The organism is Pseudomonas sp. PDM18 (assembly GCF_014852585.1).
In the GTDB taxonomy this organism is placed as follows: Bacteria; Pseudomonadota; Gammaproteobacteria; order Pseudomonadales; family Pseudomonadaceae; genus Pseudomonas.
Map to the genome: position 1 here is coordinate 715,752 of NZ_JACVBX010000001.1, position 25,341 is coordinate 741,092.

A 25,341-nucleotide genomic window follows, 5' to 3' on the forward strand; every position below is an offset into this window, starting at 1 on the left:
GGCGGCGCCCGAGCGCCGCTGAAGGATAGGCGCGCATGGAAGAGATCCACCCCGGCTACCTGATCGGCCTGCTCGTCTTCCTGATCCTCTGCTCGGCGTTCTTCTCCAGCGTCGAGACCGGCATGCTCAGCCTCGACCGCTACCGCCTGCGCCACCTGTCCAAGCAGGGCAACCGGGGCGCGCGACGCACCAGCTGGCTGCTGCTGCGCACCGATCGCCTGCTGGGCACCATCCTGATCGGCAACAACTTCGTCAACATCGTCGCCTCGTCCCTGGCGACCCTGCTGGCCCTGCGCCTGTGGGGCGAGGCTGGCGTGGCCATCACCACCGTGGCGCTGACGCTGATCCTGCTTATATTCGGCGAGATTACCCCCAAGACCTACGCCGCCCTGCGTCCCGAGCGCGTGGCCTTCCCCGCCAGCCTGCCGCTGCTGTGGATGCAGAAGCTGTTCAGCCCGCTGCTCTGGCTGATGACCGGCATCAGCAACTTCCTGCTGCGCCTGGGCGGTCTGAACCCCACGCAGCGCGGCAGCAAGCCGCTGAGCAACGACGAGCTGCGCAGCGTGGTCACCGACTCCAGCGAGAAGCTCACCCACAACCGCCAGGACATGCTGCTGAGCATCCTCGACCTGGAAAAGATCACGGTGAACGACCTGATGGTGCCGCGCAACGAAGTCCAGGGCATCGACCTGGACGACGACCTGGAAACCATCATCGGCCAGCTGCGCAATACCACCCATACCCGCCTGCCGGTGTTCCGCAACGACATCAACCAGGTCGAGGGCGTGGTGCACATGCGCCAGATCGCCCGCCTGCTGACCCACAACCAGCTGACCAAGGAAAGCCTCAAGGCCGCCTGCCTGGAGCCCTATTTCGTGCCCGAGAGCACGCCGCTGTCGACCCAGCTGATCAATTTCCAGAAGCAGAAGCGGCGCATCGGCATCGTCGTCGACGAGTATGGCGAGGTGATCGGCATCATCACCCTGGAAGACATCCTCGAAGAGATCGTCGGTGAGTTCAGCAACCAGAACACCCTGCGCAACCCGGACATCCATCCCCAGTCCGACGGCACCTACGTGATCGACGGCTCGGCCAACCTGCGCGACGTGAACCGCGCCCTGGGCTGGCAATTGCCCAGCGACGGCCCCAAGACCCTCAACGGCCTGGTGACCGAAGCCCTGGAGCAGATTCCCGACTGCGCGGTCTGCCTGAAGATCGGCCGCTACCGCCTGGAGATCCTGCAATCCGGTGAGAACCGGGTGAAGAGCGTGCGCGCCTGGCTGCCGGGCGCACCACCGAAAGAGCCATACTCCGACGAGCTTGCCTGAGCCGCCCCGCCCGCCCCTATAATCCGGTCGGCTTACCCAGCCTCCCGCCGGCGCCCGTCGCTACCCGCGACGGTCCTCCGGCCAGTCAATCGCACGCCACGCCGAGCCTCGACCCTGTGTCGATGCCTTGCCAAGCAGCCGGCCTCGCCCTGACCCGCCGCGAGCCGCGCCCACCCAGCCCTGACACCGGGCCGTGCTGGCTTCTCGCGCCATGGCGATGCCTTCGAAGAATGCCGGACACGACCGCCAGAGCCGTCGCCGCGCCTGACTGCCAGGGATTTCCCCGTATGACCAGTGCCACCCTCGAAGCCGCACAACCGGCCGAACAGACCAACTCCATCACCCGCGTCGCGGTGGCCAGCTTCATCGGCACCGCCATCGAGTTCTACGACTTCTACGTTTACGCCACCGCCGCTGCGCTGGTGATCGGCCCGGTGTTCTTCCCGCAGACCTCCGGCACCGCCCAGGCCCTCAGCGCCTTCATCACCTTCGGCATCGCCTTCCTCGCCCGCCCACTGGGCTCGGCGCTGTTCGGCCACTTTGGCGATCGCATCGGGCGCAAATCGACCCTGGTGGCCTCGCTGCTGCTGATGGGCATCTCCACCACCCTGATCGGCCTGCTGCCGGGCTACGACAGCATTGGCGCCTGGGCACCGATCCTGCTCTGCGTACTGCGCTTCGGCCAGGGCCTGGGGCTGGGAGGCGAATGGGGAGGCGCCGCGCTGCTGGCCACGGAGAACGCGCCCAAGGGCCGCCGCGCCTGGTTCGGCATGTTCCCGCAGATGGGCCCGTCGATCGGTTTCCTCGCCGCCAACGGCCTGTTCCTCTGCCTGGCCATGCTCCTCAGCGAAGAGCAGTTCCGCGCCTGGGGCTGGCGCATCCCGTTCGTGCTCAGTGCGGTGCTGGTGATCGTCGGCCTGTACGTGCGCCTGAAGCTGGTGGAAACCTCGGTGTTCGCCAAGGCCATGGAACGCCACGAGCGCGCCAGCCTGCCGATTGCCGAATTGCTGAGCAAACACTGGCAGCCGACCCTGCTGGGCGCGCTGGCAATGGTGGTCTGCTACGCCCTCTTCTATATCTCCACGGTGTTCTCGCTGAGCTATGGGGTCAGCACACTGGGCTACAGCCGCGAGGACTTCCTCGGTCTGCTGTGCATCGCCGTGCTGTTCATGGCGGCTGCAACGCCAGTCTCCGCGTGGCTGAGCGACCGTTTCGGGCGCAAGCCGGTGCTGATCGTCGGCTGCGTCGCCGCCATTGCCTCGGGCTTCGCCATGGAGCCGCTGCTGAGCCAGGGCTCGTCGGTTGAAGTGGCAGTATTCCTGTCGCTGGAACTGTTCCTCATGGGCGTGACCTTCGCACCCATGGGCGCATTGCTGCCGGAACTCTTCCCCACCCACGTGCGCTACACCGGCGCTTCGGCGGCCTACAACCTGGGCGGCATCCTCGGCGCCTCGGTGGCCCCGTACATCGCGCAGAAACTGGTGGGCATGGGTGGCCTGAGCTGGGTGGGCGGCTATGTCTCAGTGGCAGCGGCGCTCAGCCTGCTGGCTGTGTTGTGCCTGCGCGAAACCCGTGAGTCTGACCTGAACGATATCCGCTGAAGCCCAAGACTGCGGGGCGAGCTAGCTCGTCTCCCAAGGTTTACTGCTCGCGATGCGTCAAAGCTGGGCGACGTGGCCGCCGCCCTGGTGTTCACGCAGGTAAGGCAGCACCGCGCCCAGCAGCGGTTCCTTGAAGTCTTCCTGGAAGCGGTGTGCCATGCCGGGAATCAGCTTGAGCACGGAGCCGCGGATGTGTGCCGCCACGTGCACGCCGTGCATAACCGGCAGCAGCGGATCGGCGGTACCGTGGACCACCAGGGTCGGCACGTTCAAGCGATTGAGCAGCTCTACCCGGCTCGGTTCGGCGAGGATCGCCAGTAGCTGCCGTTGCACGCCTTCAGGATTGAAGGCCCGGTCGTAGGAACGCGCCGCCTGCTGCAGCAACTGCTGGCGATCGTCGCGCACTTCCGGGCTGCCGAGGGCCGCCAGCAGGTCGGCCTGCTGCTCGATGGCCTGTTCGCGGCTGGCCGCTTCACGCCGGGCAAGTAGTCTCAGCAGCGACTCGCTGGGCGCCGGCAGGCCTTCAGCGCCGGAGCTGGTCATCACCAATGTCAGGCTGATCACCCGGTCGGGCGCCATGTCGGCCACGTGCTGGGCGATCATCCCGCCCATGCTCGCGCCCAGTACGTGGGCGCGCTCGACATGCAGGGCATCGAGCAGGTGCAACGCGTCGCCGGCCATGTCAGTCAGGGTGTAGGGCGAGGTCACGGGCAGGCCGAGGCGATAGCGAATGACCTCGTAGGTCAAGTTACCGCTGGGCGTAGGAACGCGCCAAGAAGACAGCCCGACATCGCGGTTGTCATAGCGGATGACTCGGAAGCCTTGCTGGCAGAGCGCCTCGACCACTTCGTCCGGCCAGTGGATGAGTTGGCCGCCCAGGCCCATGACCAGCAGCAGGGTCGGGTCCTGGGGGCGGCCGATGCTCTGGTACGCCAGGCGCACGTCACCCAGGTCGACCAATTCGGTCGGCACTCGCGCATCGCAACGATCAGCGGCAACCGCCCGATCGGCAAATGGAAGAGAGGACAGGCCGCAGCAAAGTGCGACTGCCAGCAGGAAAGCACGCATGAATGAAAATCCGGAACGCAAAACCCCAGTTGAGCGCGATTCTGATGAATTTCCGTCGCTCGCTCTGCCACAGCTCCGTGACAGTTTGATGAAAGGCGCCGAGCGGTCATCGACGACCCTTCCCATGATCCGGATCAAGGGCGGTCGTCCCTAGCACTGGCGAAGATAGGAACCCCCCGCTCGGAAGTTTCCTCATGGCCTACCCCATCCTGCTGGTGCTGCACCTGTTCGCGGCGATCATGTTCGTCGGCACGGTGTTCTTCGAGGTGCTGATCCTGGAAAGCGTCCACCGCCATGTGCCGGCACGGGCGATAAAACTGGTCGAGGGCGCGCTGGGCCGTCGCCTGCGCCGGGTGATGCCCTGGGTGATCCTGGCCCTGTTTGGCAGCGGCCTGGGCATGCTGCACCTGCGTTACGCACCACTGCTGGCCGATCCACTGGCATCGCCTTTCGCCATGCTGCTCAGCCTCAAGCTGCTGCTGGCCGCCAGCGTCCTGGGACATTTCATCTTTGCCATGAACTCTTTCCGCAGCGGGCGTATGACTGGTCAGCGATCCCGGCGCATCCACTACAGCGTGTTCGCCCATGTGGTGCTGATCGTGCTGCTGGCCAAGGGCATGTTCTACCTGAGCTGGTGACTCCGGTCCGTAGCGCGGGACAGTCGAAACCGTGTTGGTGAAGTGCCAGCCGCCGCCTTATCATGAGAGAAGCTCAATTGTTCCATCGTTTAATCAAGATTTCCTCATAGTGAGGCGAGGCCGCGCCATGCTTGAACTCCGTCATCTGAAAACCCTGCATGCCCTGCGCGAAGCCGACAGTCTGGTGGAGGCCGCCGAGCGCCTGCACCTGACGCAGTCCGCTCTGTCCCACCAGTTCAAGGAGCTGGAGGAACGCCTCGGTCTGTCCCTGTTCATCCGCAAGACCAAGCCGGTGCGTTTCACCAGCGCTGGCCTGCGCCTGCTGCAACTGGCCGACGCCGTGCTGCCGCAGCTGCGCGGTGCCGAGCGCGACCTGGCGCGCCTCGCCGGCGGTACCGCCGGCCGCCTGCACATGGCCATCGAGTGCCACAGCTGCTTCCAGTGGTTGATGCCGACCATCGACCAGTTCCGCGACGCCTGGCCGGAAGTGGAGCTGGACCTTGCCTCCGGTTTCTCCTTCGCCCCGCTGCCGGCGCTGGCCCGTGGCGACCTGGACCTGGTGGTAACTTCCGACCCGGTGGACATCGCCGGCATCACTTACGTGCCGCTGTTCACCTACGAGGCGCTGCTGGCAGTGGACAACCACCATGCGCTGGCCGGCAAGTCCTTCATCGTCCCGGAAGACCTGGCCAACCTGACGCTGATCACCTATCCCATCGAGCGTGATCGCCTCGACATCTTCACCCGCTTCCTCGAACCCGCCGATGTCGAACCGGCGCAGGTGCGCACCTCGGAGCTGACGGTGATGATGATGCAACTGGTGGCGTCCGGGCGCGGTGTCTGCAGCCTGCCCAACTGGGCGCTGCACGAGTACAGCTCCCGCGGTTACGTGACCGCCAAGCGCCTGGGAGAAAAAGGCCTGTACTGCACCCTTTTCGCCGCCATTCGCGCCGATATGCTGGATGCGCCTTTCATGCGTGATTTCCTACTGACTGCGAAGGACACTTCCTTCGCCACCCTGGAAGGTGTCAGCGCGGCGAAGGGCTGACGGGGATTTCCGAATCTCCCACGGGTCCGGGATGCTCCCGATGTGCAGTCCCAGTGAGCACTTAGAGCTGCGTAACGGAAAATCGATTCGACATAAAAAAGGCCCATCCTTTCGGATGGGCCATGGGATATAACCGATCAACACTTGTGGTTCTAATGGTTCCAGTGACGCCGTGTGATGGGGGTTACGCGGCGTTGGGGGCAATCATTGACCAGCGCTCTGCGATGGAAAACAAGGTCACACGAAAAAAGAACTTTCCCACATGGCCTGAGACCGATTCCGCAAAACGCCCTCGGACGGCCATGGCTAGCCGAACCCCCTCTATGGCTCTGGAGCGGACCTTTGTCGGATATCAGGGCGCCTTCGCTTCCGCCGCGCGGGCATGTTCTTCCGCCCACTGCACATCCCGTTCCCACACGCGCTTGAAGGCAGGGCGCGAGGTCACCAGCTCCACATAGCGCTCGAACACCGGCAGCTTGGGCACTACGCCGAAGCCGATGGTCCAGCGCAGGGCCGCGCCCCACAGGACATCGGCGGCGGTCATGCGGTAGCCCAGCAGGTAGGGGCCGGTTTCCAGCTGTTCGGCGAGGGCGCGCATCACGCTGTCGTAATCGCCATAGGGGCTCATGGCCTGCGGGGCGGCATCGCGTTTCAGGGCACGGTCGACGATGGCCGGTTCGAAGCTGGAGCCATAGAACACCAGCCAGCGCAGGTAGGGGCCGCGCAAGGGGTCGTCGAGGGCGGGAGCGAGATTAGCCCGGGGGAACAGGTCGGCGAGGTAGATGAAGATGGCGCCTTGCTCGGTGACCAGCGACTCGCCGAGGCGGATCGCCGGGACCTTGCCCAACGGGTTGAGCGCCAGGAATTCCGGCTTGCGTTGCTCGCCGGCCTTCATGTTGATCAGTTCGAGGTCGTACTCGGCGCCCAGTTCTTCCAACAGCACCAGGGTGCCGCTGGAGCGTGTCTGGGGCGAATGGTAGAGGGTGAGGCGGGGCATGGCAGGTCTCCTCGGGCATCACGGCTCGGAGTCCCCAGCATAGCCCCGCGCGGGGCTCACGCCTCCTCGAAATGCATCTCCGGCGGTTGCTGGCGGAAGCCGCTGGTGATCACCGCCAGGTAGATCACGCCGAGCACCAGCCAGGTGGCGCCGAGCCAGATGGCCAGGTGGTCGAGGCTGACCATCAGCCACAGGTCGGCGAGCAGGCCGATCAGCGGGAACAGCAGGAACAGCACCAACTCCCGCAAACCGCGGCGCTCGGCGTTCAGGTAGTAGTGGAAGATCACCGAGAGGTTCACCAGGCTGAACGCCAGGAAGGCGCCGAAGTTGATGAACGAGGTGGAGGTGGTGACGTCCATGTGCAGCGCCAGCAGGGCCACCACGCCGCACAGCACGATGCTGTTCACCGGGGTTTCGAAGCGCTTACTGATGCGGCCGAAGAACGGACGCGGCAGCACGCCGTCGCGGCCCATGGCGAACAGCAGGCGCGAGGCACTGGCCTGGGCTGACAGGCCGGAGGTGAACTGACCGACGATCAGGCCGATCAGGAAGAAGCTGACGAACAGGTCGCCGCCGATGTTGCGGGCAATTTCGTAGGCGGCGGAATCGGCGTTCAGGAATTCCACCGACGGATGCGCCAGCTGTACGAAGTAGCTGGCGGCGATGAAGATGCCGCCGCCGATCAAGGTGATCAGCAGGATGGCGCGCGGAATGGTCTTGCGCGGCTCATGGGTTTCTTCCGTCAGCGTGCTGACCGCGTCGAAGCCCAGGAAGGAATAGCAGGCGATGGCCGCGCCACCCATGATCAGCGGCAGCTGGGTGCCTTCCTTGAGGAAGGGTTCCAGGGTCCACAGCGGACGGCTGCCATCACCGGTGATGTAGTGGATGGCCAGGCCGACGAAGGCGATGAGGACGAGGAACTGCACCAGCATCAGCACGCCGTTGATGTTCTTCGCCAGGCGCAGGCCGACCACGTTGATCGCGGTGGTCACGCCGATGAACGCCAGCACCCACAGGGCCTGGGGCACGGCGGGGAACGCGGAATGCAGGTAGGCCGCGCCGATCAGCCAGATGGCCATGGGCAGGAACAGGTAGTCCAGCAGCACCGCCCAGCCGGCGAGGAAGCCCAGCTTGGGGCTGATCGACTTGCGTACGTAGGTATAGGCGGAGCCGGCTACCGGGAAGGCGGCAGCCATGCGCCCGTAGCTGAGCGCGGTGAAGAGCATTGCGACAGATGCGACGAGGTAGGCCGAGGGGACTACGCCGCGGGTGACATCGGCGAGGATGCCGAAGGTGCCGAGGACGATGATCGGGGTCATGTAGGCGATGCCGAACAGCACCACCGAACCCAGCGACAGGGTTCGTTTGAGTCGAGCCATTACTACTTACTCCGCGTTGTGTTTGTTATGGCAGTGCAAAGTTGCTGGCCTGCGCTCACCCGCAGGCCCCGCGGGCGCTCGAGTCGCCCGTCGAATGAGGAATAACGCTGTGTCGGCGCGGCCCTGCGCCCCGGCCCCGTTGCAGTGGGGGCTGGTAGAAGGAATCAGGTGGGAATGATCAGTTCGCGCAGGCCACCTTCGTGCTCGCGCATCTCGCCGGGCAGCACGAAGCGGCGCTCGGCCAGGTAGCTGTAGTCGCGGCGCGACTGCGCCAGGCGCTCGAAGTCCAGCTCGACGATCTGCCGGCACTCTTCGCGGCCGGCCTCGACGATCAGCTGGCCGTAGGGGTCGACCACGGCGCTGCCGCCGGCGAACACCAGGTCGTCATCGCCGGCGCCGACGCGGTTGACCATCACGGCGTAAGCCTGGTTTTCCATGGCGCGGCCCATGATCGCGGTACGGTGGGTCGGGCCGTAGGGGTCCATGTTGCCGTTGGTGACGATGATCAGCTCGGCGCCGAGCTGGCCCAGGGCGCGGGCGGACTCGGGGAATTCGATGTCGAAGCAGATCACGATGCCGACGCGGATGCCGTTCCACAGGCAGGTGGCATAGCGGTCGCCGGGGGTGAAGATGCCGCGGTCCGACGCCCACAGGTGCGTCTTGCGGTACTTCATAGCGATGCCTTCGGGGGTGATCAGCAGCGTGGTGTTGTAGAAGCGGTCATCGTCAGCAGCTTCGGCGAAGCCTACGGCGACGCTGATATTCTTCTCCCGCGCGGCCTGCTGCACGGCCTGCACGCTGGGGCCATCCACCGGCTCGGCGATGGCAGCGATGTTCTGCTCGGTGGGGAAGCCGGTCAGCTGGGTCTCGGGGAACACCACCAGTTGGGTGTCGTCGGCGCAGGCGTGGATGGCCTCCAGGGTGCGGGCCAGGTTCCAGGCCACATCGCCATCACGGCCGGCGAGTTGGACGAGTTCTACTTTCATGGGGCTTCCTCGGATTCTTGTATTCCAGTGACCGTGCAGCGCAAAAGGGTCAAAATGCGCACCGCGCCGGCTCAAGGCATCCACCGAGTATGCCGGGCGCGCCACCACCGGGTAATTACGCCCGCGTGGTAACCCATCGGGGGTAGAGTCATGAGCCTTTCCCTTCAGGATATCGCCTGGCACCGCTCGGTCGGGCAGCTGATCGAGGCGCTGGACAAGCCGAACTTCTGGACCTCGCTGGTGCGCCTGCTGGGCCAGTATGTGCCCTTCGACAGTTGGGTCGTGCTGCTCTTCAGCGACGGCCGCCCCCAGGTGTTCGCCGAATGCCCGGGCGAGGATGGCGGCCCCGATCCGCTGTTCCAGGACTACCTCAAGGGTCTCTACCTGCTCGACCCCTTCTACATCGCCAGCCGCGAAGCGCCCGGCAGCGGGCTGTTCCGCCTGGACGACGTGGCGCCGGAGATGTTCGAGCAGACCGACTACTACCAGCGCTACTTCAGCCTCAACGTGGTCGCCGACGAAGTGCAGTTCAACGTGCAACTCGACGGCGAGCGCACCCTCTGCTGTTCGGTCGGCAGCAAGGGCCGCTTCACCCCGGAGCAGATCGCCCTGCTCGCTCTGGTGCAACCCTGGGTCGCCGGCCTGATGCGCCAGCGCATGACCTTCGAGCGCGAAGTGCAGGAAGCGCCCCCCCCGCCGCGTTGGCAGAACCGCCTGGAGTCCACTGCGCAGCAGATGGAAACCCCGCTCACCGCCCGCGAGCTGGAAGTCGGCCGCCTGATGCTCAGCGGCTGCTCCAGCAAGGAGATCGCCCGCAAGCTGGCGATTTCCGCGGAGACGGTGAAGGTCCACCGCAAACACATGTACGCAAAGCTTGGGATCAAGTCGCAGTCGGAGCTGTTCTCGCTGTTCCTGCAAGCGCAGGGCTGATTCCCCGCTCGCATTTCCCCTGCTGTCTCCTATAAAAAGCGCCCAGCCGTCGAGCGGTCGGTGAGCATTCGAAGCCACGCGGGTCCATGCTTGAGGACAGGAGGAAATCCCATGACCCTCAGCGTCTTCGACATGTTCAAGCCCGGCGTCGGGCCGTCCAGTTCCCACACCGTGGGGCCGATGCGGGCCACCCGCGAGTTCGTCGACCGCCTGCGCGACCACGGCCTGATGCCGCGCACTGCCGCCGTGGAAGTGCACCTCTACGGTTCCCTCAGCGCCACCGGCAAGGGCCACGCCACCGACCGCGCCTGCCTGATCGGCCTGCTCGGCATCGATCCGGCGGAAGCCGACCCCGCCGCCCTCGCCCCGCAGGTGGACGACATCCTGCTGCGCCATCGCCTGCGCCTGGGCGGTGTGCAGGAGATCGACTTCGACCCGGCGCGCCAGCTGGTTTTCCACGACGACAGCCTGCCCGCCCATCCCAACGGCCTGCACCTGCGGGCGCTGGACGCCAACGGTGAACTGCTGGCCGAGCGCGTCTGCTATTCGGTCGGCGGCGGCTTCGTGGTGGATGCGGCGGACTTCAACACTGACCGCGCCTTGCCGGACAATCCCATGCCCTACCCCTTCCACAGCGCCGAGGAACTGCTGCGCCTGTGTCACGAGCACGGCTTCAAACGCATCAGCGACCTGATGTGGGCCAACGAGCGCGCGTTGCGCAGCGACGACGAAATCCACGCGGGCCTTGCGCATATCTGGGATGAAATGCAGGCCTGCGTGAACCGTGGGCTGGAAACCGAAGGTACGCTGCCCGGCGGCCTCAAGGTGCGACGCCGTGCGCCCATGCTATTCCGTCGGCTCAACGAGGCGGACAGCGGCAACCTCATCGCCACCACCCTCGGCGCGCTGGACTGGGTGGACCTCTGGGCGCTGGCGGTGAACGAGGAGAACGCCGCCGGCGGTCGCGTGGTGACCGCGCCCACCAATGGAGCGGCCGGCATAGTTCCGGCGGTGCTGCACTACTACGCGCGCTACGACAGCAACGCCAACGCCGAAGGCATCGAACGCTACCTGCTGACCGCCGCCGCCATCGGCATCCTGTGCAAGCTCAATGCATCCATTTCTGGTGCAGAAGTCGGCTGCCAGGGTGAAGTCGGCTCGGCCTGCGCCATGGCGGCTGGCGGGCTGGCGGAAGTCCTGGGTGGCAGCCTGGAACAAGTGGAGAACGCCGCTGAGATCGGCCTGGAGCACAACCTCGGCCTGACCTGCGACCCGGTGGCGGGGCTGGTGCAGGTGCCCTGCATCGAACGCAACGCCATGGCCTCGCTCAAGGCCATCAATGCAGCCCAACTCGCCCTGCGCGGCGACGGCCAGCACCTGGTCAGCCTCGACAAGGCCATCGACACCCTGCGCGACACCGGCCGCGACATGATGGACAAGTACAAGGAGACGGCGAAGGGCGGGCTGGCGGTGAATGTGATTGCCTGCTGACCATAACACCCCAACTAAAGCTGCTTGTGCTCTGGCCCTTGGTCTTCCAGAAAAACAACCGCACACACCGGACCGCCCCTTTCAGGAGGCCTCGATGAATTGGAGTTTCAGGGGTTGAGCGACATGGATGTCGCGAGAGCCACGATGGGCCAGGGATGGCCCTTCGTGGGGGGACGCCTAGTTCGTGCCCCTGAAACTTCGATTCAACGAGGGAATTTTCGCCTAGGCGAAAAACCGGATGGAGGGACAAGACCTTTGCCTTCTTTGGGGCGTTTGCCAAAGAAGGTCGCCCGAGGGGGCGAAACAAAAGGCATCAGCACATGCAGAAGCGGCGCAGGACACCGAAATCAACCCTATCGCAGCAAGCTATTTTCGTAGCCGCAGAGAATCGCCTGGCTATTTCTTGCACCACCCGAAACAAGTTTTCTCAACTCCAGAGAAAATCGTTAGCTAGCTTTCATTTACTATCCCACCGGGCTACCGTCACAGCCCGCATAACCAGAAAAACACCCGAAATCCCGTCCCATTGACCTTTGCCCAGGCACGTTCGAGCGATGCCTGCCATGCTCTGTGGCGGCCCTTTCGGCCAACCTTTCCGTGATCAAAGCCCGACGACTGGAGATTCCATGAACCTGTCGCTGCTCAGCCGCTATGCCTTTTTCGCCGCGTGCGTCCTGTTCACCGTGCTCAGCCTGCCCTTCCTCGGGCATGACTGGGTGTGGCCCTTCACTCTCACCACCTTCGCCCTGAGCGTGCTCGGGGTCTTCGACCTGCTGCAGGAGCGCCATGCGGTGCGCCGCAACTACCCGGTCCTGGGCAACATCCGCTACCTGGTCGAAGCCATCCGCCCGGAAATCCGCCAGTACCTGCTCGAAGGCGACCAGGAGGCCCTGCCCTTCTCCCGCGCCCAGCGTGCGCTGGTGTATTCGCGGGCGAAGAACGAGACCGCCGACAAGCCTTTCGGCACTCTGATCGACGTCTACCAGTTGGGCTTCGAATTCATCGCCCACTCCATCCGCCCCGCCCCGGTGGCCGACCCCTGCACCTTCCGCGTCACCGTCGGCGGCCCGGAGTGCAAGCAGCCCTATTCCATCTCGGTGTTCAACATCTCCGCGATGAGCTTCGGCTCGCTGAGTGCCAACGCCATCCGCGCACTGAACAAGGGCGCCAAGCTCGGCGGTTTCATCCACGACACCGGCGAAGGCAGCATCAGCCCCTACCACCGCGAGTACGGCGGCGACCTGACCTGGGAGCTTGGCAGCGGCTACTTCGGCTGCCGCAACGACGACGGCACCTTCAGCCCCGAGCGCTTCGCCAAGCAGGCGGTCGACCCGCAGGTGAAGATGATCGAGATCAAGCTCAGCCAGGGCGCCAAACCCGGCCACGGCGGCATCCTGCCCAAGCACAAGGTCACCGAGGAAATCGCCGCCACCCGTGGCGTGCCCATGGGCAAGGATTGCATCTCGCCGTCCTCGCACAGCGCCTTCAGCACGCCCAGGGGGCTGCTCGACTTCATCGTCCAGCTGCGCGAACTCTCCGGCGGCAAGCCGGTGGGCTTCAAGCTGTGCATCGGCCACCCATGGGAATTCATGGGCATCGCCAAGGCCATGCACGAGACCGGCATCCTCCCCGACTTCATCGTCGTCGACGGCAAGGAAGGCGGCACCGGCGCCGCGCCCCTGGAATTCACCGATCACATGGGCCTGCCGATGCGCGAGGGCCTACTGTTCGTGCACAACACGCTGGTTGGCCTGGGGCTGCGCGACAAGATCCGCATCGGCGCCAGCGGCAAGATCGTCAGCGCCTTCGACATTGCCAGCGTGCTGGCCATGGGCGCCGACTGGGCCAACTCCGCGCGCGGCTTCATGTTCGCCATCGGCTGCATCCAGTCGCAGAGCTGCCACACCAACAAATGCCCCACCGGCGTCGCCACCCAGGACCCGCTGCGCCAACGCGCCCTGGTGGTGCCGGACAAGGCCGAGCGCGTCTACCACTTCCACCGCAACACGCTCAAAGGCCTGGCCGAGATGATCGCCGCCGCCGGCATCCAGCACCCGTCGCAGCTGGAAGCCAAGCACCTGGTGCGCCGCGTTTCGGCCACCGAGATCCGCCTGTTCTCGCACCTGCATTACTTCCTCAAGCCCGGCGAACTGCTCTCGGGCAACATCGAGGGCGAGTTCTACGAGCGCATCTGGCGCATGGCGCGCAGCGACAGCTTCGAGGCTGCCGCCGGCTGATCGCCCCCCTGATCGTGCAGCCATCGGATCGATGGCTGCACGAATCTTCCAGACAGCCACTCCACGCGCGGTATGCTGGCCGACCGGGCAAGCGGTGCGGAGGCGGCCCATGCACAAAGACAACTGGATAGACCTGCTGCAGGATGCCGACACCGGCATCCAGAGCCTGCGCGCGCACTTCAAGGGCCACGCCTACGACCCGCACTGGCACGACAGCTACCTGATCGGCTACACCGAGTCGGGTGTCCAGCAGTTCCGCAGCCGCAACCAGCGCTACATCAGTACCACCGGCCAGGTGTTCTTCCTTGAGCCCGGCGACATCCACGATGGCGAGGCGCCCACCGAAGGCGGCTTCACCTACCGCACCCTGTACCTCGACGCGCCCTGGCTGGAACGCGAGATCGGCACGCTGTTCGAAGAGGCGCCGGGCAACTGCCAGCTGAGCGTGCCTGAGCTGCTGATCGACGACCTGCAACTGGCGCGACGCGTCGACAACGCCTTCCAGGCGGTGCACGGCAACGACCTGAAGATCGTCCGCCAGACCGCCATGGACGAGCTGCTCGACGGCATGACCCGCCACCTGCACTGGCGCCAGCGCGGTGAAGCGCAGGTTCATCTGCCCATGGTGGCGCAGCGCGCGCGGGACTTCCTGCACGCCAACCTGACCGCCGATATCGGCCTCGACGACCTGGCCCGCGCCAGCGGCTGCGACCGCTTCCGCCTGACCCGCGCCTTCAAGCAGGCCTTCGGCCTGCCGCCCCATGCCTACCTGATCCAGCTGCGCCTGGCCCGCGCGCGGCAATTGCTTGGTCGCGGCCTGGCGCCCGCGGACATCGCCGCCGACCTCGGTTTCGCCGACCAGAGCCACCTCGGCCGCTGGTTCCGCCGCGCCTATGGCGTAACCCCCGCCTACTACCGCAAGCGCTGCTCAAAGCTTCCAGACTGAGCCCGCCGCACTGGCGAAGATGAGCTCCCACGGATTTACCGGAGTTCCCGCCATGCACTTCTCGCAGCTCGGCCAATGGCTGCCCTTCATCCTCTTCGCCTTCGTCGCCTCGATCACGCCGGGGCCGACCAACCTGCTGGTGTTCAGCAACAGCGCCCGCTTCGGCTGGGGCGCCGCGCTGCCGATCATGTTCGGCGGCTGCGCGGCGGCCGCCGCACTGGTACTCGCCGTGGGCAGCGGCCTGGGTGAAGTGCTGGCCAGCCTGCCGCGCGTACAACAGGCGATGAGCGTGGTCGGCGTGCTCTGGCTGAGCTGGCTGGCGTGGCAGATCTTCCGCAGCCCTCCGGCAGACCTTGCGCGCGACGGCAACGCCGCCCGCCTGGGCGCACTCGGCGCCGCCGCGCTGCAACTGGTCAACCCCAAGACCTGGATGATGGCGCTGGCGGTGATCAGCGTGTATGCCGGCCACGGCGTCGACCGGCTGGACCGCGTGCAACTGCTGTCGCTGCTGTTCTTCGTCGTGTCGATTCCCTGCACGGCGGTCTGGGCCGGCCTGGGTATCGGCAGCCAGCGCCTGCTTTCGCCCACGCAGATGCAGCGACTCAACCAGTTGATGGCGGTCCTGCTGCTGGTGTCGGCCTGGGCCGGTGCGCTGCTCTGAACAACACTGACAAAGGACCGGCAGCGCTGGCAGAATCCGCGGCAACCACACAAGGAGGCTGGGGCCGTGGAATCCCTGTACTTCTCGCCGATGCTGCTCGGCCTCAACCTGATGCTCGCCAGCGCCATCGCCTGTACCGGCCTCTGGTACTTCGCCCGCCCCTATCGCGGCCCCGGCCTGTGGATGGGCGGCGCCTGGACGCTGATCCTCGGCATCCTGCTGTTCATGGGCTTCATGGCCAGCGGCAGCAAACTGCTGAACATCTCCGGCAACGCCATCCAACTGGCAGGCGAAGCGCTGCTGATGCTGGGCGTCTACCGCTTCCTCGGCCTGCCGCCGCCCTGGTGGACGGTGCCGGCCAGCGCCGCGGCCATGAGCCTGGCACTCAGTTGGCACTGGTGGGTTGCACCGATCAATTCCGAATACCTGATCGCCATCTACGCCACCATCGGCGGCCTGCTGCCGATCCAGGCGAGCCTAGTCCTGCTGCGGGCACCCGGTGAAAGCGAGCTGCGCGGGGTGCGCCGCTTCGTGGCCGTGGCGCTCGGCGCCTACGCACTGGTCACCCTGGCGCGCGCCGCCATCGGCCTGCACGACGGCCTGCAGGGCATTGAGCACGCAGACGTCACCCGCTCCTTCAGCTACCTGCTGCCCTACAACTTCGGCGTCCCCTTGTGGGTGATCGCACTGGTCGGCATGGCGCTGATGACCATGCGCCGCATCCTCGCCGACAGCCAGCGACATGCCTTGGAGGCCTCGGCCAGCGCCGAACGCTTCGAGCGCCTGATGCAGGTTGCCAATGCCGGCATGCTGGTACTGCGCGATGGCCAGGTGGTGGACGCCAATCCCATGCTCGAACGCATGCTGCTCTGGCCCCGCGAACGATTGCTCGGCCAGGATTTCAGCGAACTCTTCGTCGGCGAGGCACGGGAAGAACTGCATGCTCTGCTGACCAGTGCCGACGGCCAGCCCCATGACATCCTGGCCATGCGCGACGACGGCAGCACCTTCGCCGCCGAGCTGAGCATCGAGCCACTGGCAGGCGGGCAACGAGTGGCGGAAATCCGCGACGTCAGCCACCACAAGGCGCTGGAGAACCAGTTGCGCCAACTCGCCACGCTCGACCCGCTGACCAGTGCGCTCAACCGCCGCGCCTTCCAGGCCCAGGCCGAACATGAACTGGCCCGTAGCGCGCGCTATGGCTCGCCGTTGAGCCTGGCGGTGCTCGATCTCGACCATTTCAAGCGCATCAACGACCGGTACGGCCATGCCGCCGGTGACCGCGTGCTCTGTCAGTTCAGCGAGCTGTGCCGGCGGCAGGCGCGCAGCACCGACCTGTTCGCCCGCTTCGGCGGCGAAGAGTTCGTTTTCCTGCTGCCCAGCACTGACGTCGATGCGGCGCGGCACTTCCTCGACAGGTTGCGGGAAAGCCTGCAGGACGTGCGCCTGGATATTGATGACGGCGAGGGCGGCGAACTGAAGGTCAGCGTCAGCATCGGGCTGGTCTCGGCCGCGCGGGCCTGCGATCTCGCGCAATTGCTCGAACGCGCCGACCAGGCGCTGTACCGGGCCAAGGCCAACGGCCGCAACCGACTGGAAAGCGCCGAGCTCTGACTATCCGGGCCTGAGACTCAGAGAATGCCGTCGCGCCTCAGGTAGTCGCGCAGGTGCTCGATGAACGCGTGGATCTTGCGCGTCGCCCGGCGGTTGCTCGGGTAGACCGCGAGAATCTGCGCACCGAAGGTGTCCGGCTCGAAGAAGTAGTCCTCCAGCACCGTCACCAGCCGCCCGCTGCGCAGGTGCTCCAGCACGCTCCAGCGCGGGCAAGGCAGCAGGCCATGGCCGGCGAGGCAGGCGGTCAACAGCACAGCCTGGTTGTCGCTGTTCAGGCGGCCGTTGCGCGGGGTGGAGTAGCGCTCGCCTTCCACGTCGAACCACCAGCGATCATCCAGCGCCGGATGGCGATAGACCAGGCAATCGTGGTCGAGTATCTCGCTGGGGTGCCGGGGCGTGCCGCGCCGGGCCAGGTAGGCGGGTGTGGCGCAGAGCGCCAGGCGGCTCTCGGCGAGGGGTTGGGCGATCAGCCCCGGCAGGTCGCTATTGCCCATGCGCAGGGCGAGGTCGTAGCGGCCATCGAGCAGATCGACATAGCTGTCGGAAAGGTCCACCTGCAGGCGCACGTCCGGGTGCAGATCGAGGAACTCGGCGCAGGCCTGGTCGAGAAACACCGGGCCGACGATCAGCGGCCCGGTGATGCGCAACACGCCGCGCAGGCTGTGCTGCAACTGGGCGATTTCCTCAGTGGTCTCGCGCATCCGCGCCAGCACCTCGCGGGCGCCATCGAGATAGAGCTGGCCGGCTTCGGTCAGCGACATGCTGCGTGTGGTGCGCTCGAACAGGCGCGCGCCGACTTCGATTTCCAGCTGGCCGACCGCCTTGGTGACCGCCGAGGGCGTCTTGCCCAACTGTTCGGCGGCGCGGCTGAAACTGCCGGTCTCGGCACTGGCGACGAACATTGCCAGGCTGCTGAATCTGTCCATCGTCATTCGTGCCAATCCTTCACAAGTGTTATGCCTGGCGGCGACTTCCGCGCGCTCCGGTCCGCCAGTAGCCTGCGCCGCAGACCAACAATAATCCACCGAAAAGCAGAGGGAAGTCATGCACGGCATGCTCAAGGGCGCGCTGGCGCTCGCCATCGCACTGGGTACTTTTGAAGCTCAGGCACAGAACGCGGACCTGATCCTGTACAACGCCAAGGTCTTCACCGCCGAGCCTGGCCAACCGTTGCAGCAGGCCGTTGCGGTTGCTGGCGGCAAGGTGCTGCAAGTGGGCTCCAACGAGGACATCCGCAAGCTCGCCGGTACCGGCAGCAAGCAGGTCGACCTGGGCGGCAAGGTACTGATGCCCGGCTTCATCGACAGCCACTCTCACTCCATCTTCGGCGGCCTGGAGCTGATCTCCGCCAGCCTGCAGGATGAAGAGATGGACCTCGACGCCTTCGTCGCCCGCCTGAAGCAGGACCGCGACAGCGGCAAGGCCAGGAACGGCGACGTCGTGGTGATGAACGGCATGAACTCCAGCTACTGGTCCAAGGCCGAAGGCCTGGCCGAGCGCCTGAACCATGGCGAATGGGAGAAGGTGCCGGTCATCCTGATCGGCAGCGACCACCACACCGCCTGGGCCAACGCCGCCATGCTCAAGCGCGCCAAGCTGGACGCACAGCGAGTACGCGGTCTCAGCTCGCTGGAACAGGGCAACATCACCCACGACAAGGCCTTCAACCCCACCGGTTTCCTGGTGGATTCGGGCTTCGACCTGGTCGCCGCGACCATGCCCGCCGCGAGCACCGAAACCATGGACCGCGCCGGCCGCGCCGCGGTGAAGTACAACAACAGCCTGGGCATCACCGCCTGGATGGACCCGGCCGCCAACGGCGCCCCGGGCGAGGCGGTATTCAACATCAAGCCCACCGAGAAGACCGTCGGTGTACTGCCGGTGTACCGCGACCTGGCCCGCGACGGTGAGCTCACCGCCCACGTTGCCGCGCTGCAGGTGGTCAACCCCAGGAGCACTCCGGCCGATCTGGACGTCATCGAGAAGGTCCGCCAGCAGTTCCAGGGCATCCCCAACCTGACACTGCCGGGCATCAAGGTCTTCGCCGACGGCGTGATCGAATTCCCGGCGCAGTCCGCCGCGCTGCTGGAGAACTACAAGAACAGCCACAAGCCGGGCGAGCTGCTGATCGATCCCAAGCACTTCGGTGAGCTGGTCAGCGCCGCCGATGCCCGTGGCTGGCTGGTGCACGTGCATGCCATCGGCGACCGCGCGGTGCGCGAATCGCTCAACGGCGTCGCGCAGGCGCGCAAGGACCGGCAGAGCGGCGTGACCCACTCGATCACCCACCTGCAGCTGGTCAACCCCAAGGACTTTCCGCGCTTCAAGCAGCTGGGCGTGATCGCCTCGATGCAGCTGGACTGGGCCACCGCCGAGCCCTACACCGTGGAGCTGGTGAAGCCCTACATCGCCGACGAGGCCTACCGCTACATGTACCCGGCCAAGTCGCTGCTGGACAACGGCGCCACCATCGCCGGCGCCAGTGACTGGCCAGTGTCCACGCCCGACCCGCTGAAGGCCATCTACCAGGCCGTCACCCGCCAGGGTGAGGAAGGCGTGCTCAACGCCGCCGAGCGCGTGGATCGCCAGACCATGTTCTACGCCTACACCCGCAACGCCGCGCAGACCATCGGCCTGGGCGACAAGATCGGTAGCCTGGCCCCCGGCAAACAGGCCGACATGGTGGTGCTCGACCGCGACGTCTTCACCGTGCCCGACCAGCAACTGGAAGAGGCGCGCGTGCTCCACACCCTGTTCGAAGGCCGCGAAATCTACCGCGCCGAAGACCAACCGGCTCTCTGAGCCGGGCTCCTGCGCCGGGGCCTGAACACCCCCGGCGCCTTGCCCGCCAGCCCAACTCTTGCCGCAGCTTTCCGAGTTGACCGGGAGGGTCGGCGCTGCGCGGGATTTTTCATCTGCCCACAGACAATCACAACAAAGGGACCCCCGTATGAATCGCCCGCAATGGCTTGTCGGCGCGCTGCTCGCCTGCGCTCCGCTCACCTCCGTCCTGGCCGTGGAGCTCGGCGAGGGCTTCGCCCTGCAGATCGACACCGCCCTGGTCAGCGACTATCGCACCCGCGGTATCTCGCAGACCCAGGGCGATCCTGCCGTCCAGGTAGGCGCCACCCTGCAGCACGCCTCCGGCGCCTACCTGGGCGTGTGGAGCTCGAACGTCGACTTCGGCGGCGGCCTGAAAACCCGCCAGGAGCTGGACTACTACGGCGGCTGGTACTGGCAGGCCAACGACGATATCGCCCTGGACCTGGGCTACATCAAGTACGCCTATCCCAAGGAAAGCCAGTTCAACCAGAGCGACACCTACGCCATCCTCCATGCCTACGGCTTCGAAGTGGGGACCTACTACGGCAACGACTATCCCACCTACTTCGGCGAAGACCAGGCCAACCTTTACACCTACCTGGCCTACAACGCCGAGCTGCCAGCCGAGTTCAAGCTGCGCGTGCGCTACGGCCGCAACGACGCCAAGGACCCGCTCTACCTCTCCGGGAACGGCAGCACGCGCGATACCTACCATGAGTGGGAAGCCAAGCTCAGCCACGAGCTGCTGGGCTTCGACTGGGCGGTGAGCTATATCGATACCGACCTGTCGCAGAACGAATGCCGCACCCAGTTCGGCTTCGGCGACGTGTGCACGGCAACCGTGGTCGCGAGTGTGAGCAGAAGCTTCTAACGCGGATGGACGGGGCGCGAATGGTGCGCGCCCCGCTCGCCCAGCAGGGCGATGGCGCACAGCGCCAAAGCGGCGATGTTGGTGGACACCGGGTTGAATGCACCCAGCAGCAACTGGGGAGCGAACAGCGCTACATCCACCAGCAGCGCCAGCAAAGCGAAAGCCGCCAGCCACAAGGGCCAGCGACTGCGACGAAGCAACAGGATGCACAGCGCCAGGACTATCTCCACCGCACCGGCGACCTGGGCAACGCGCAGGGTCGACAGAGGCCAGTCGTGGGCCTCGATCATGCGGATTTCATCGGGGCTGAGGAACAGCAGCTTGGGCACCAGCCCGTGGTAGAAGAACACCACGCCCAGCGCCAGGCGCGCGATGGCCGCGCTAGTCATTGCCAAGGAAGCGCCCGCGGTGCTGTGGCGACGGCAGCAGGCAAGTATCCTCGCGGCCGAACAAGCGATAGCGGTTGAGCGCGACACGGTCATAGAACCAGTCGCGCAGCGGCCGAGGCACCAGCCAGAGCACACGCAGCCAGTTCCACGGCGCCGGCAACTGGCCGATTACGCGCAGGAAGGCATCGCTGCGCTCGAAGCCTGCGCGACCATCAACAAAGAGCATGGTGTCAAAGTATTCGGTGGGCAGGCCGAACCAGTCGAGAATCGCCTGCCCCTCGGCGGACTGCACGCTGCACAGCTTCACGCGGCGCTCGCGGTCGTGCCGCAGAAGGAAGCGGCTCCAGCCATTGCACAGCCGGCAGGTGCCATCGAACAGCACGACCTTGTCGTCGGGCAGCATGTTGGGGGGCAGAGCCATGGCGTCGCCTCCAGAAGCCTGGTGAAGCAACTTTGCCCGCCGCTTGTGACAAGCCATCGACTCACCCATTGGCCAATGAAAACAACCGGTACTCCACCCATCCCGGCCCCAGGCGCCCCTCGCCCACCGCCAACTGATGGTTGAGCCAGCGGTAGCGGTCGTCGCCGACCTCGAAGCGCGGCTGGATCATGAAGTAGGTATCGCCGAACTCGGTGCTGTCGCCCCGCGAGACCGCATGAATGATCTTCGGATTGGCCACCAGCAGCCCGTTGTGCTGCATCAGGATACGCGCGCCATCGTCAGTACGCAGCACCAGGCGCACCTCCAGGTGCCAGCCGCCATCGCTGTCCACCAGGATCCAGTCGCCGCCGCCGGGTAATACCTCGCCACTCAGGCGCTGTCCCTTGAAGGTACCGCCGCCGGCCGCCGAGATCAGTCGTTGGCCCTGCGGCACGCGGCCGATCTCCAGCGGCACACTGGCCTTCACGTTCATTTCCATCAACGGCTCGAGCTTCATCGCCAGCTCCTGAACAAGGTCGTCGTAGACGCATCAGTAAAGCAGCCGGGGCGCGGTGCGGCCATCTGCTCAGGACGATGGACCGAAGCGATAGCGCAAGAGTCGCCCCATGCGGCGCATCGCCGGAATAGCCAGGGTAATCTCGTAGAGCAGCCGCATCCCCAGGGACAGCCGGCCGATCTGCGCACGGTCGTAGGCGGCGATGGCATCGACGAAACGCAGGGCCGGCACCTGTTGCTCCAGCTCCTGCGGCTCGTCGATGCCCCAGTGCAGTAAAGCGCCGGTACGCCGGATGATCGGGTTCCACTGCAACAGGCGGATGCCCAGGCGACTGTAGCCGTCGAATACCAGTTCGCCCTGGCCGAAGCGCGCGGTCAGCGCAGTCAACAGGCGGAACACCTCGTCAGTTTCCACATAGGGCAGCACGCCCTCGGCGACTATCAGCAGCGGTCGCCCGATCGGCACCACGCGCCACCAGCCCGGCGCGGTCAGGGAGCTGGCCAGCAAGTGGCAGTTTTCCCGCGCGGGATACAGGCGCTCGCGCAGCGCGATCACTTCCGGGAGGTCCACCTCGAACCACTGCACGCTGGACGGCGGATCGATGCGAAAGACCCGGCTGTCCAGCCCGCAGCCCAGTTGCAGGACCACACAGACCGGATGCCGCGCGAGGAAGTCGCGCACCCAGTCATCGAACAGCCAGGCCCGCAGGGCGATACCCACCTGCTCGGCACGGCCGATGTGCAGGCGGGCGAAGTCGTAGTCGATCTGCTCCACCGCCTTCCGCGAGAAACGATCGCGCAGCAGGCTGTCGGGCAGCTCGCTCTCCTTCGCCTTGGCGTACAGGGTGATCAGCAGGGTTTCCGGCGTGCCGCGCAGGGTGATGCGTTCCACGTCATTCGTGCAGGTAATAGAGCTTGTTGACGATCTGCCAGCCGTTGCCGATGCGCAGCAGGGCCAGGTAGTCGGTGAAGTGCATGCCGAGGAACTCGTCGGTGACCTTGGCGACCGCGCTGTCGCCGGTGATGTCCAGCGACTTCAGCTCCCAGGGCGGTGGTGCGCCTTCGGAAGGCGGCGACTCGGCCTTGATCGCGCCGATGAACTCGTCCAGCGACGCCCACTCCAGCGCGCCATGGTAGTTGCCGATGATCTTGCAGGACGGATGGAAGGCCAGGCGCAAGCGCGCCTCGTCACCGAAGGTCATGCCCTCGACATAGTCCGTCAGCACGCGGTTGATGGCGGCGCTGTCCGCCGTGTAGTTGCTCATCGCTGCAGCCCTCCCGGCCGGTGACCAATGGGGCAAGGCTAGCACCGCACCCCGGCCTCGCCCTTGCGGGCGACGACCGGAGCCCGGACATCAGACAACCGCCAGGTGCCGCTTGCGGGTCGGCGGCGGGAAGGCGGCGTCGAGAGCTTCGAGGTCCTCGGGCGTCAGGCGCAGTTGCAGCGCGGCGGCGTTATCGCGTATGTGCAACGGCTCCACCGCCTTGGGAATGGCGATCACGCCCGGCTGGTGGATCAGCCAGGCCAGCGCCACACGGGCTGGAGTGGCGTCGTGGCGGCCGGCGATTTCTCCCAGCACCCGGTGGCGCAGCAGCTTGCCGCCCTGCCCCACCGGGCAGTAGGCCATCAGCGGCATGCGCTGTTCCTGGCACCAGGGCAGCAGGTCCCACTCGATGCCGCGCTCCTCCAGGCTGTATTGCACCTGGTTGGTGGCGCAGGCCGGTTCGTTCAGTTCCTGCAGGTCGTCGAGGTCGAAGTTGGACACGCCCCAGCGCTTGATCTTGCCGGCCTCGCGCAGCCGCTCGAAGGCTTCGACGGTTTCCTCCAGCGGATACTGGCCGCGCCAGTGCAGCAGGTAGAGGTCCAGGCTATCAGTGCCCAGGCGCCGCAGGCTGCGTTCGCAGGCCTCGGGGATACCGCGCCGGCTGGCGTTGTGCGGGTAGACCTTGCTGACCAGGAAGACCTGGTCGCGCAGGCCGCTCAGCGCCTCGCCGACCACCTCTTCCGAGCCGCCCTCGGCGTACATCTCGGCGGTGTCGATCAGGGTCAGGCCGCGCTCGATGCCTTCGCGCAGCGCGGCGATCTCGCGCTTGCGCTGGAAGCTGTCCTCGCCCATGCGCCAGGTGCCCTGGCCGATGGCGGGAACGGCGGTGCCGTCGGCGAATACTACGGTGTTCATCTCGTGCTCCTTGTTGCGCTGGTATTGGGGACACGGGGCCGGCCGCCCGAAACCGGGCGACGGGCACACAGGGTAGCGCAGAAGAAGGAGCCGGGCTGTGGATCAGCGGTTGGTCTGCAGATTGCGGCGGGCGGCGTGGCGCTCGATGGCCAGTTCGATCAGCCGGCTGACCAGCTCGCTGTAGGTCATCCCGGCGGCCTGCCAGAGCTTGGGGTACATGCTGATGCGGGTGAAGCCGGGCAACGAGTTCAGCTCGTTGACCAGCACCTCGCCGGTCTGCGTGAGGAACACGTCGACCCGCGCCAACCCTGAGCATTCCAGCGCCAGGAAGGCTTCCACGGCAAGCTGGCGGATCCGCTCGCTGGTCTCGGCGGGAATATCGGCGGGCACCACGACCTTCGCCGCGTCCTCGTCGATGTACTTGCTGTCGTAGGAGTAGAAGCCGCTGCCGACGACGATCTCGCCGCAACCGCTGGCGATCGGCTGTTCGTTGCCCAGTACCGCGCACTCGATCTCGCGACCCTTCACGGCGGACTCCACCAGCACCTTGTCGTCGAAGGCCAGCGCCAGGCGCACGGCTTCGTCGTAGGCCGCTTCGTCCTCGACTTTGCTCACGCCCACCGAGGAGCCCATGTTCGCCGGTTTGATGAACAGCGGCAGGCCGAGCTTGCGCTGCGCCTCGGCGAAAGGCGTACGCGCGGCGCTGGCGCGGGTCAGGGTGACGAAGGGCGTGATGGCGATGCCGGCGTCACGCAGCAGGCGCTTGCTCACGTCCTTGTCCATGCAGATGGCCGAGCCCAGCACGTCGGAGCCGACAAAGGGAATGTCGGCCATGCGCAGCAGGCCCTGCAGGCAACCGTCTTCGCCCTGGGTACCGTGGACGATGGGGAAGATCACGTCGACGTGATCGAGCAACTGGCGGCTGCCGGTTTCCACCAGTTGCTGCTCGGCCTTGCCCGGCACCACGGCCAGCTCGCGGTTGGAACGGTTGAGGGCGATGAGCGCCGGGTTCTCCTGGTTGAGCAGATAGTCGGAGGCATCGTTGAGGTGCCAGCGGCCTTCCTTGTCGATGCCGATCAGCACTGGCTCGAAGCGCTCGCGGTCCAATGCGTCGACGATGTTCTTCGCCGACTGCAGGGACACCTCGTGCTCCGCCGAACGCCCACCGAAAATCACCCCAACGCGCAACTTGCCCATGACAGCCTCCGAATCATCGA

The 25,341-nt window shown here is 65.9% G+C and carries 25 protein-coding genes; 13 read left to right on the forward strand and 12 right to left on the reverse strand.

Annotated elements, in window-relative coordinates:
* Nucleotides 1-35: 35 nt before the first annotated feature.
* Nucleotides 36-1,328, forward strand: a complete 1,293-nt coding sequence (locus tag IB274_RS03525) for an HlyC/CorC family transporter (RefSeq protein ID WP_192430675.1) — start codon at nt 36-38, stop codon at nt 1,326-1,328.
* A 287-nt stretch (nt 1,329-1,615) separates the two neighbouring features.
* Nucleotides 1,616-2,929: an MFS transporter gene (locus IB274_RS03530; RefSeq protein ID WP_192430676.1), complete on the forward strand. Its 1,314-nt coding sequence runs from the start codon at nt 1,616-1,618 to the stop codon at nt 2,927-2,929.
* 57 nt (nt 2,930-2,986) lie between these two features.
* Here the strand turns inward: IB274_RS03530 and IB274_RS03535 are convergent, their stop codons facing one another.
* The gene (locus IB274_RS03535; protein ID WP_192430677.1) at nt 2,987-3,997 is read right to left on the reverse strand and encodes an alpha/beta fold hydrolase; all 1,011 of its coding nucleotides are present in this window, start codon (nt 3,995-3,997) and stop codon (nt 2,987-2,989) included.
* Between IB274_RS03535 and IB274_RS03540 the strand changes: the two genes are divergently transcribed.
* From IB274_RS03540 to metR, 3 genes are all read left to right on the forward strand, one after another.
* On the forward strand, nt 3,996-4,151 hold the full coding sequence (locus tag IB274_RS03540) for a hypothetical protein (RefSeq protein WP_192430678.1): 156 nt from the start codon (nt 3,996-3,998) through the stop codon (nt 4,149-4,151). The two genes, IB274_RS03535 and IB274_RS03540, sit on opposite strands and share 2 nt — an antisense overlap.
* A gap of 40 nt (nt 4,152-4,191) precedes the next feature.
* Nucleotides 4,192-4,635 (forward strand): CopD family copper resistance protein, encoded by a 444-nt coding sequence (locus tag IB274_RS03545; protein WP_192430679.1) that lies wholly within the window; start codon nt 4,192-4,194, stop codon nt 4,633-4,635.
* Nucleotides 4,636-4,762: 127 nt separating this feature from the next.
* Complete coding sequence (gene metR / locus IB274_RS03550; protein WP_024765378.1) at nt 4,763-5,683, forward strand: transcriptional regulator MetR; 921 nt, start codon at nt 4,763-4,765, stop codon at nt 5,681-5,683.
* A 352-nt stretch (nt 5,684-6,035) separates the two neighbouring features.
* Here the strand turns inward: metR and IB274_RS03555 are convergent, their stop codons facing one another.
* The 3 genes from IB274_RS03555 to IB274_RS03565 form a co-directional block, all read right to left on the reverse strand.
* A complete protein-coding gene (locus tag IB274_RS03555; protein WP_192430680.1) occupies nt 6,036-6,680 on the reverse strand; it encodes a glutathione S-transferase family protein in 645 nt (214 codons plus the stop codon).
* 56 nt (nt 6,681-6,736) lie between these two features.
* The gene (locus tag IB274_RS03560) at nt 6,737-8,059 is read right to left on the reverse strand and encodes an APC family permease (protein ID WP_192430681.1); all 1,323 of its coding nucleotides are present in this window, start codon (nt 8,057-8,059) and stop codon (nt 6,737-6,739) included.
* 164 nt (nt 8,060-8,223) lie between these two features.
* Nucleotides 8,224-9,045, reverse strand: coding sequence for a carbon-nitrogen hydrolase family protein (locus IB274_RS03565; RefSeq protein ID WP_192430682.1), 822 nt, complete (start codon nt 9,043-9,045; stop codon nt 8,224-8,226).
* Nucleotides 9,046-9,195: 150 nt separating this feature from the next.
* Here IB274_RS03565 and IB274_RS03570 point away from each other — a divergent pair, with 150 nt between their 5' ends.
* From IB274_RS03570 to IB274_RS03595, 6 genes are all read left to right on the forward strand, one after another.
* Complete coding sequence (locus IB274_RS03570) at nt 9,196-9,975, forward strand: helix-turn-helix transcriptional regulator (protein WP_192430683.1); 780 nt, start codon at nt 9,196-9,198, stop codon at nt 9,973-9,975.
* Between the two features lie 111 nt (nt 9,976-10,086).
* Nucleotides 10,087-11,466: an L-serine ammonia-lyase gene (locus tag IB274_RS03575; RefSeq protein WP_192430684.1), complete on the forward strand. Its 1,380-nt coding sequence runs from the start codon at nt 10,087-10,089 to the stop codon at nt 11,464-11,466.
* A gap of 626 nt (nt 11,467-12,092) precedes the next feature.
* Nucleotides 12,093-13,703 carry an FMN-binding glutamate synthase family protein gene (locus IB274_RS03580; RefSeq protein ID WP_192430685.1) on the forward strand — a complete coding sequence of 537 codons (1,611 nt, stop codon included), beginning with the start codon at nt 12,093-12,095 and terminating at the stop codon, nt 13,701-13,703.
* A 109-nt stretch (nt 13,704-13,812) separates the two neighbouring features.
* On the forward strand, nt 13,813-14,649 hold the full coding sequence (locus IB274_RS03585) for an AraC family transcriptional regulator (protein WP_151186162.1): 837 nt from the start codon (nt 13,813-13,815) through the stop codon (nt 14,647-14,649).
* 52 nt (nt 14,650-14,701) lie between these two features.
* Nucleotides 14,702-15,310: a LysE family translocator gene (locus IB274_RS03590; RefSeq protein WP_192430686.1), complete on the forward strand. Its 609-nt coding sequence runs from the start codon at nt 14,702-14,704 to the stop codon at nt 15,308-15,310.
* Nucleotides 15,311-15,376: 66 nt separating this feature from the next.
* Nucleotides 15,377-16,924 (forward strand): GGDEF domain-containing protein, encoded by a 1,548-nt coding sequence (locus IB274_RS03595; RefSeq protein ID WP_192430687.1) that lies wholly within the window; start codon nt 15,377-15,379, stop codon nt 16,922-16,924.
* Nucleotides 16,925-16,941: 17 nt separating this feature from the next.
* Here the strand turns inward: IB274_RS03595 and IB274_RS03600 are convergent, their stop codons facing one another.
* Entirely contained in the window at nt 16,942-17,850 is a 909-nt protein-coding gene (locus IB274_RS03600) for a LysR family transcriptional regulator (protein WP_192430919.1), read from the reverse strand.
* A 118-nt stretch (nt 17,851-17,968) separates the two neighbouring features.
* Here IB274_RS03600 and IB274_RS03605 point away from each other — a divergent pair, with 118 nt between their 5' ends.
* Both IB274_RS03605 and IB274_RS03610 read left to right on the forward strand, forming a co-directional pair.
* On the forward strand, nt 17,969-19,726 hold the full coding sequence (locus IB274_RS03605) for an amidohydrolase (RefSeq protein ID WP_192430688.1): 1,758 nt from the start codon (nt 17,969-17,971) through the stop codon (nt 19,724-19,726).
* Nucleotides 19,727-19,874: 148 nt separating this feature from the next.
* Entirely contained in the window at nt 19,875-20,618 is a 744-nt protein-coding gene (locus tag IB274_RS03610; RefSeq protein WP_192430689.1) for a TorF family putative porin, read from the forward strand.
* On the opposite strand, the gene IB274_RS03615 is transcribed toward IB274_RS03610, so the two are convergent.
* The 7 genes from IB274_RS03615 to ddlA form a co-directional block, all read right to left on the reverse strand.
* Nucleotides 20,615-21,007: a DoxX-like family protein gene (locus IB274_RS03615; RefSeq protein ID WP_192430690.1), complete on the reverse strand. Its 393-nt coding sequence runs from the start codon at nt 21,005-21,007 to the stop codon at nt 20,615-20,617. The genes IB274_RS03610 and IB274_RS03615 overlap by 4 nt on opposite strands.
* On the reverse strand, nt 21,000-21,428 hold the full coding sequence (locus tag IB274_RS03620) for a thiol-disulfide oxidoreductase DCC family protein (RefSeq protein WP_192430691.1): 429 nt from the start codon (nt 21,426-21,428) through the stop codon (nt 21,000-21,002). Before IB274_RS03620 ends, IB274_RS03615 begins: the two co-directional genes overlap by 8 nt.
* A 61-nt stretch (nt 21,429-21,489) precedes the next feature.
* Complete coding sequence (locus IB274_RS03625; RefSeq protein WP_151186157.1) at nt 21,490-21,945, reverse strand: DUF3237 domain-containing protein; 456 nt, start codon at nt 21,943-21,945, stop codon at nt 21,490-21,492.
* A gap of 69 nt (nt 21,946-22,014) precedes the next feature.
* A complete protein-coding gene (locus IB274_RS03630) occupies nt 22,015-22,836 on the reverse strand; it encodes a class I SAM-dependent methyltransferase (RefSeq protein WP_192430692.1) in 822 nt (273 codons plus the stop codon).
* Nucleotide 22,837: 1 nt separating this feature from the next.
* On the reverse strand, nt 22,838-23,209 hold the full coding sequence (locus IB274_RS03635) for a nuclear transport factor 2 family protein (RefSeq protein ID WP_192430693.1): 372 nt from the start codon (nt 23,207-23,209) through the stop codon (nt 22,838-22,840).
* Nucleotides 23,210-23,299: 90 nt separating this feature from the next.
* Nucleotides 23,300-24,124, reverse strand: a complete 825-nt coding sequence (locus IB274_RS03640; RefSeq protein ID WP_192430694.1) for an aldo/keto reductase — start codon at nt 24,122-24,124, stop codon at nt 23,300-23,302.
* Between the two features lie 102 nt (nt 24,125-24,226).
* The gene (gene ddlA / locus IB274_RS03645; RefSeq protein WP_192430695.1) at nt 24,227-25,321 is read right to left on the reverse strand and encodes a D-alanine--D-alanine ligase; all 1,095 of its coding nucleotides are present in this window, start codon (nt 25,319-25,321) and stop codon (nt 24,227-24,229) included.
* Nucleotides 25,322-25,341: the final 20 nt, after the last annotated feature.

Bases quoted from the DNA above. Each gene is read 5' to 3' on its own strand.
- IB274_RS03525 (WP_192430675.1), top strand. From the start codon at position 36: ATGGAAGAGATCCACCCCGGCTACCTGATCGGCCTGCTCGTCTTCCTG.
- IB274_RS03530 (WP_192430676.1), top strand. From the start codon at position 1,616: ATGACCAGTGCCACCCTCGAAGCCGCACAACCGGCCGAACAGACCAAC.
- IB274_RS03540 (WP_192430678.1), top strand. From the start codon at position 3,996: ATGAATGAAAATCCGGAACGCAAAACCCCAGTTGAGCGCGATTCTGAT.
- IB274_RS03535 (WP_192430677.1), bottom strand. From the start codon at position 3,997: ATGCGTGCTTTCCTGCTGGCAGTCGCACTTTGCTGCGGCCTGTCCTCT.
- IB274_RS03545 (WP_192430679.1), top strand. From the start codon at position 4,192: ATGGCCTACCCCATCCTGCTGGTGCTGCACCTGTTCGCGGCGATCATG.
- metR (WP_024765378.1), top strand. From the start codon at position 4,763: ATGCTTGAACTCCGTCATCTGAAAACCCTGCATGCCCTGCGCGAAGCC.
- IB274_RS03555 (WP_192430680.1), bottom strand. From the start codon at position 6,680: ATGCCCCGCCTCACCCTCTACCATTCGCCCCAGACACGCTCCAGCGGC.
- IB274_RS03560 (WP_192430681.1), bottom strand. From the start codon at position 8,059: ATGGCTCGACTCAAACGAACCCTGTCGCTGGGTTCGGTGGTGCTGTTC.
- IB274_RS03565 (WP_192430682.1), bottom strand. From the start codon at position 9,045: ATGAAAGTAGAACTCGTCCAACTCGCCGGCCGTGATGGCGATGTGGCC.
- IB274_RS03570 (WP_192430683.1), top strand. From the start codon at position 9,196: ATGAGCCTTTCCCTTCAGGATATCGCCTGGCACCGCTCGGTCGGGCAG.
- IB274_RS03575 (WP_192430684.1), top strand. From the start codon at position 10,087: ATGACCCTCAGCGTCTTCGACATGTTCAAGCCCGGCGTCGGGCCGTCC.
- IB274_RS03580 (WP_192430685.1), top strand. From the start codon at position 12,093: ATGAACCTGTCGCTGCTCAGCCGCTATGCCTTTTTCGCCGCGTGCGTC.
- IB274_RS03585 (WP_151186162.1), top strand. From the start codon at position 13,813: ATGCACAAAGACAACTGGATAGACCTGCTGCAGGATGCCGACACCGGC.
- IB274_RS03590 (WP_192430686.1), top strand. From the start codon at position 14,702: ATGCACTTCTCGCAGCTCGGCCAATGGCTGCCCTTCATCCTCTTCGCC.
- IB274_RS03600 (WP_192430919.1), bottom strand. From the start codon at position 17,850: ATGGACAGATTCAGCAGCCTGGCAATGTTCGTCGCCAGTGCCGAGACC.
- IB274_RS03605 (WP_192430688.1), top strand. From the start codon at position 17,969: ATGCACGGCATGCTCAAGGGCGCGCTGGCGCTCGCCATCGCACTGGGT.
- IB274_RS03610 (WP_192430689.1), top strand. From the start codon at position 19,875: ATGAATCGCCCGCAATGGCTTGTCGGCGCGCTGCTCGCCTGCGCTCCG.
- IB274_RS03615 (WP_192430690.1), bottom strand. From the start codon at position 21,007: ATGACTAGCGCGGCCATCGCGCGCCTGGCGCTGGGCGTGGTGTTCTTC.
- IB274_RS03620 (WP_192430691.1), bottom strand. From the start codon at position 21,428: ATGGCTCTGCCCCCCAACATGCTGCCCGACGACAAGGTCGTGCTGTTC.
- IB274_RS03625 (WP_151186157.1), bottom strand. From the start codon at position 21,945: ATGAAGCTCGAGCCGTTGATGGAAATGAACGTGAAGGCCAGTGTGCCG.
- IB274_RS03635 (WP_192430693.1), bottom strand. From the start codon at position 23,209: ATGAGCAACTACACGGCGGACAGCGCCGCCATCAACCGCGTGCTGACG.
- IB274_RS03640 (WP_192430694.1), bottom strand. From the start codon at position 24,124: ATGAACACCGTAGTATTCGCCGACGGCACCGCCGTTCCCGCCATCGGC.
- ddlA (WP_192430695.1), bottom strand. From the start codon at position 25,321: ATGGGCAAGTTGCGCGTTGGGGTGATTTTCGGTGGGCGTTCGGCGGAG.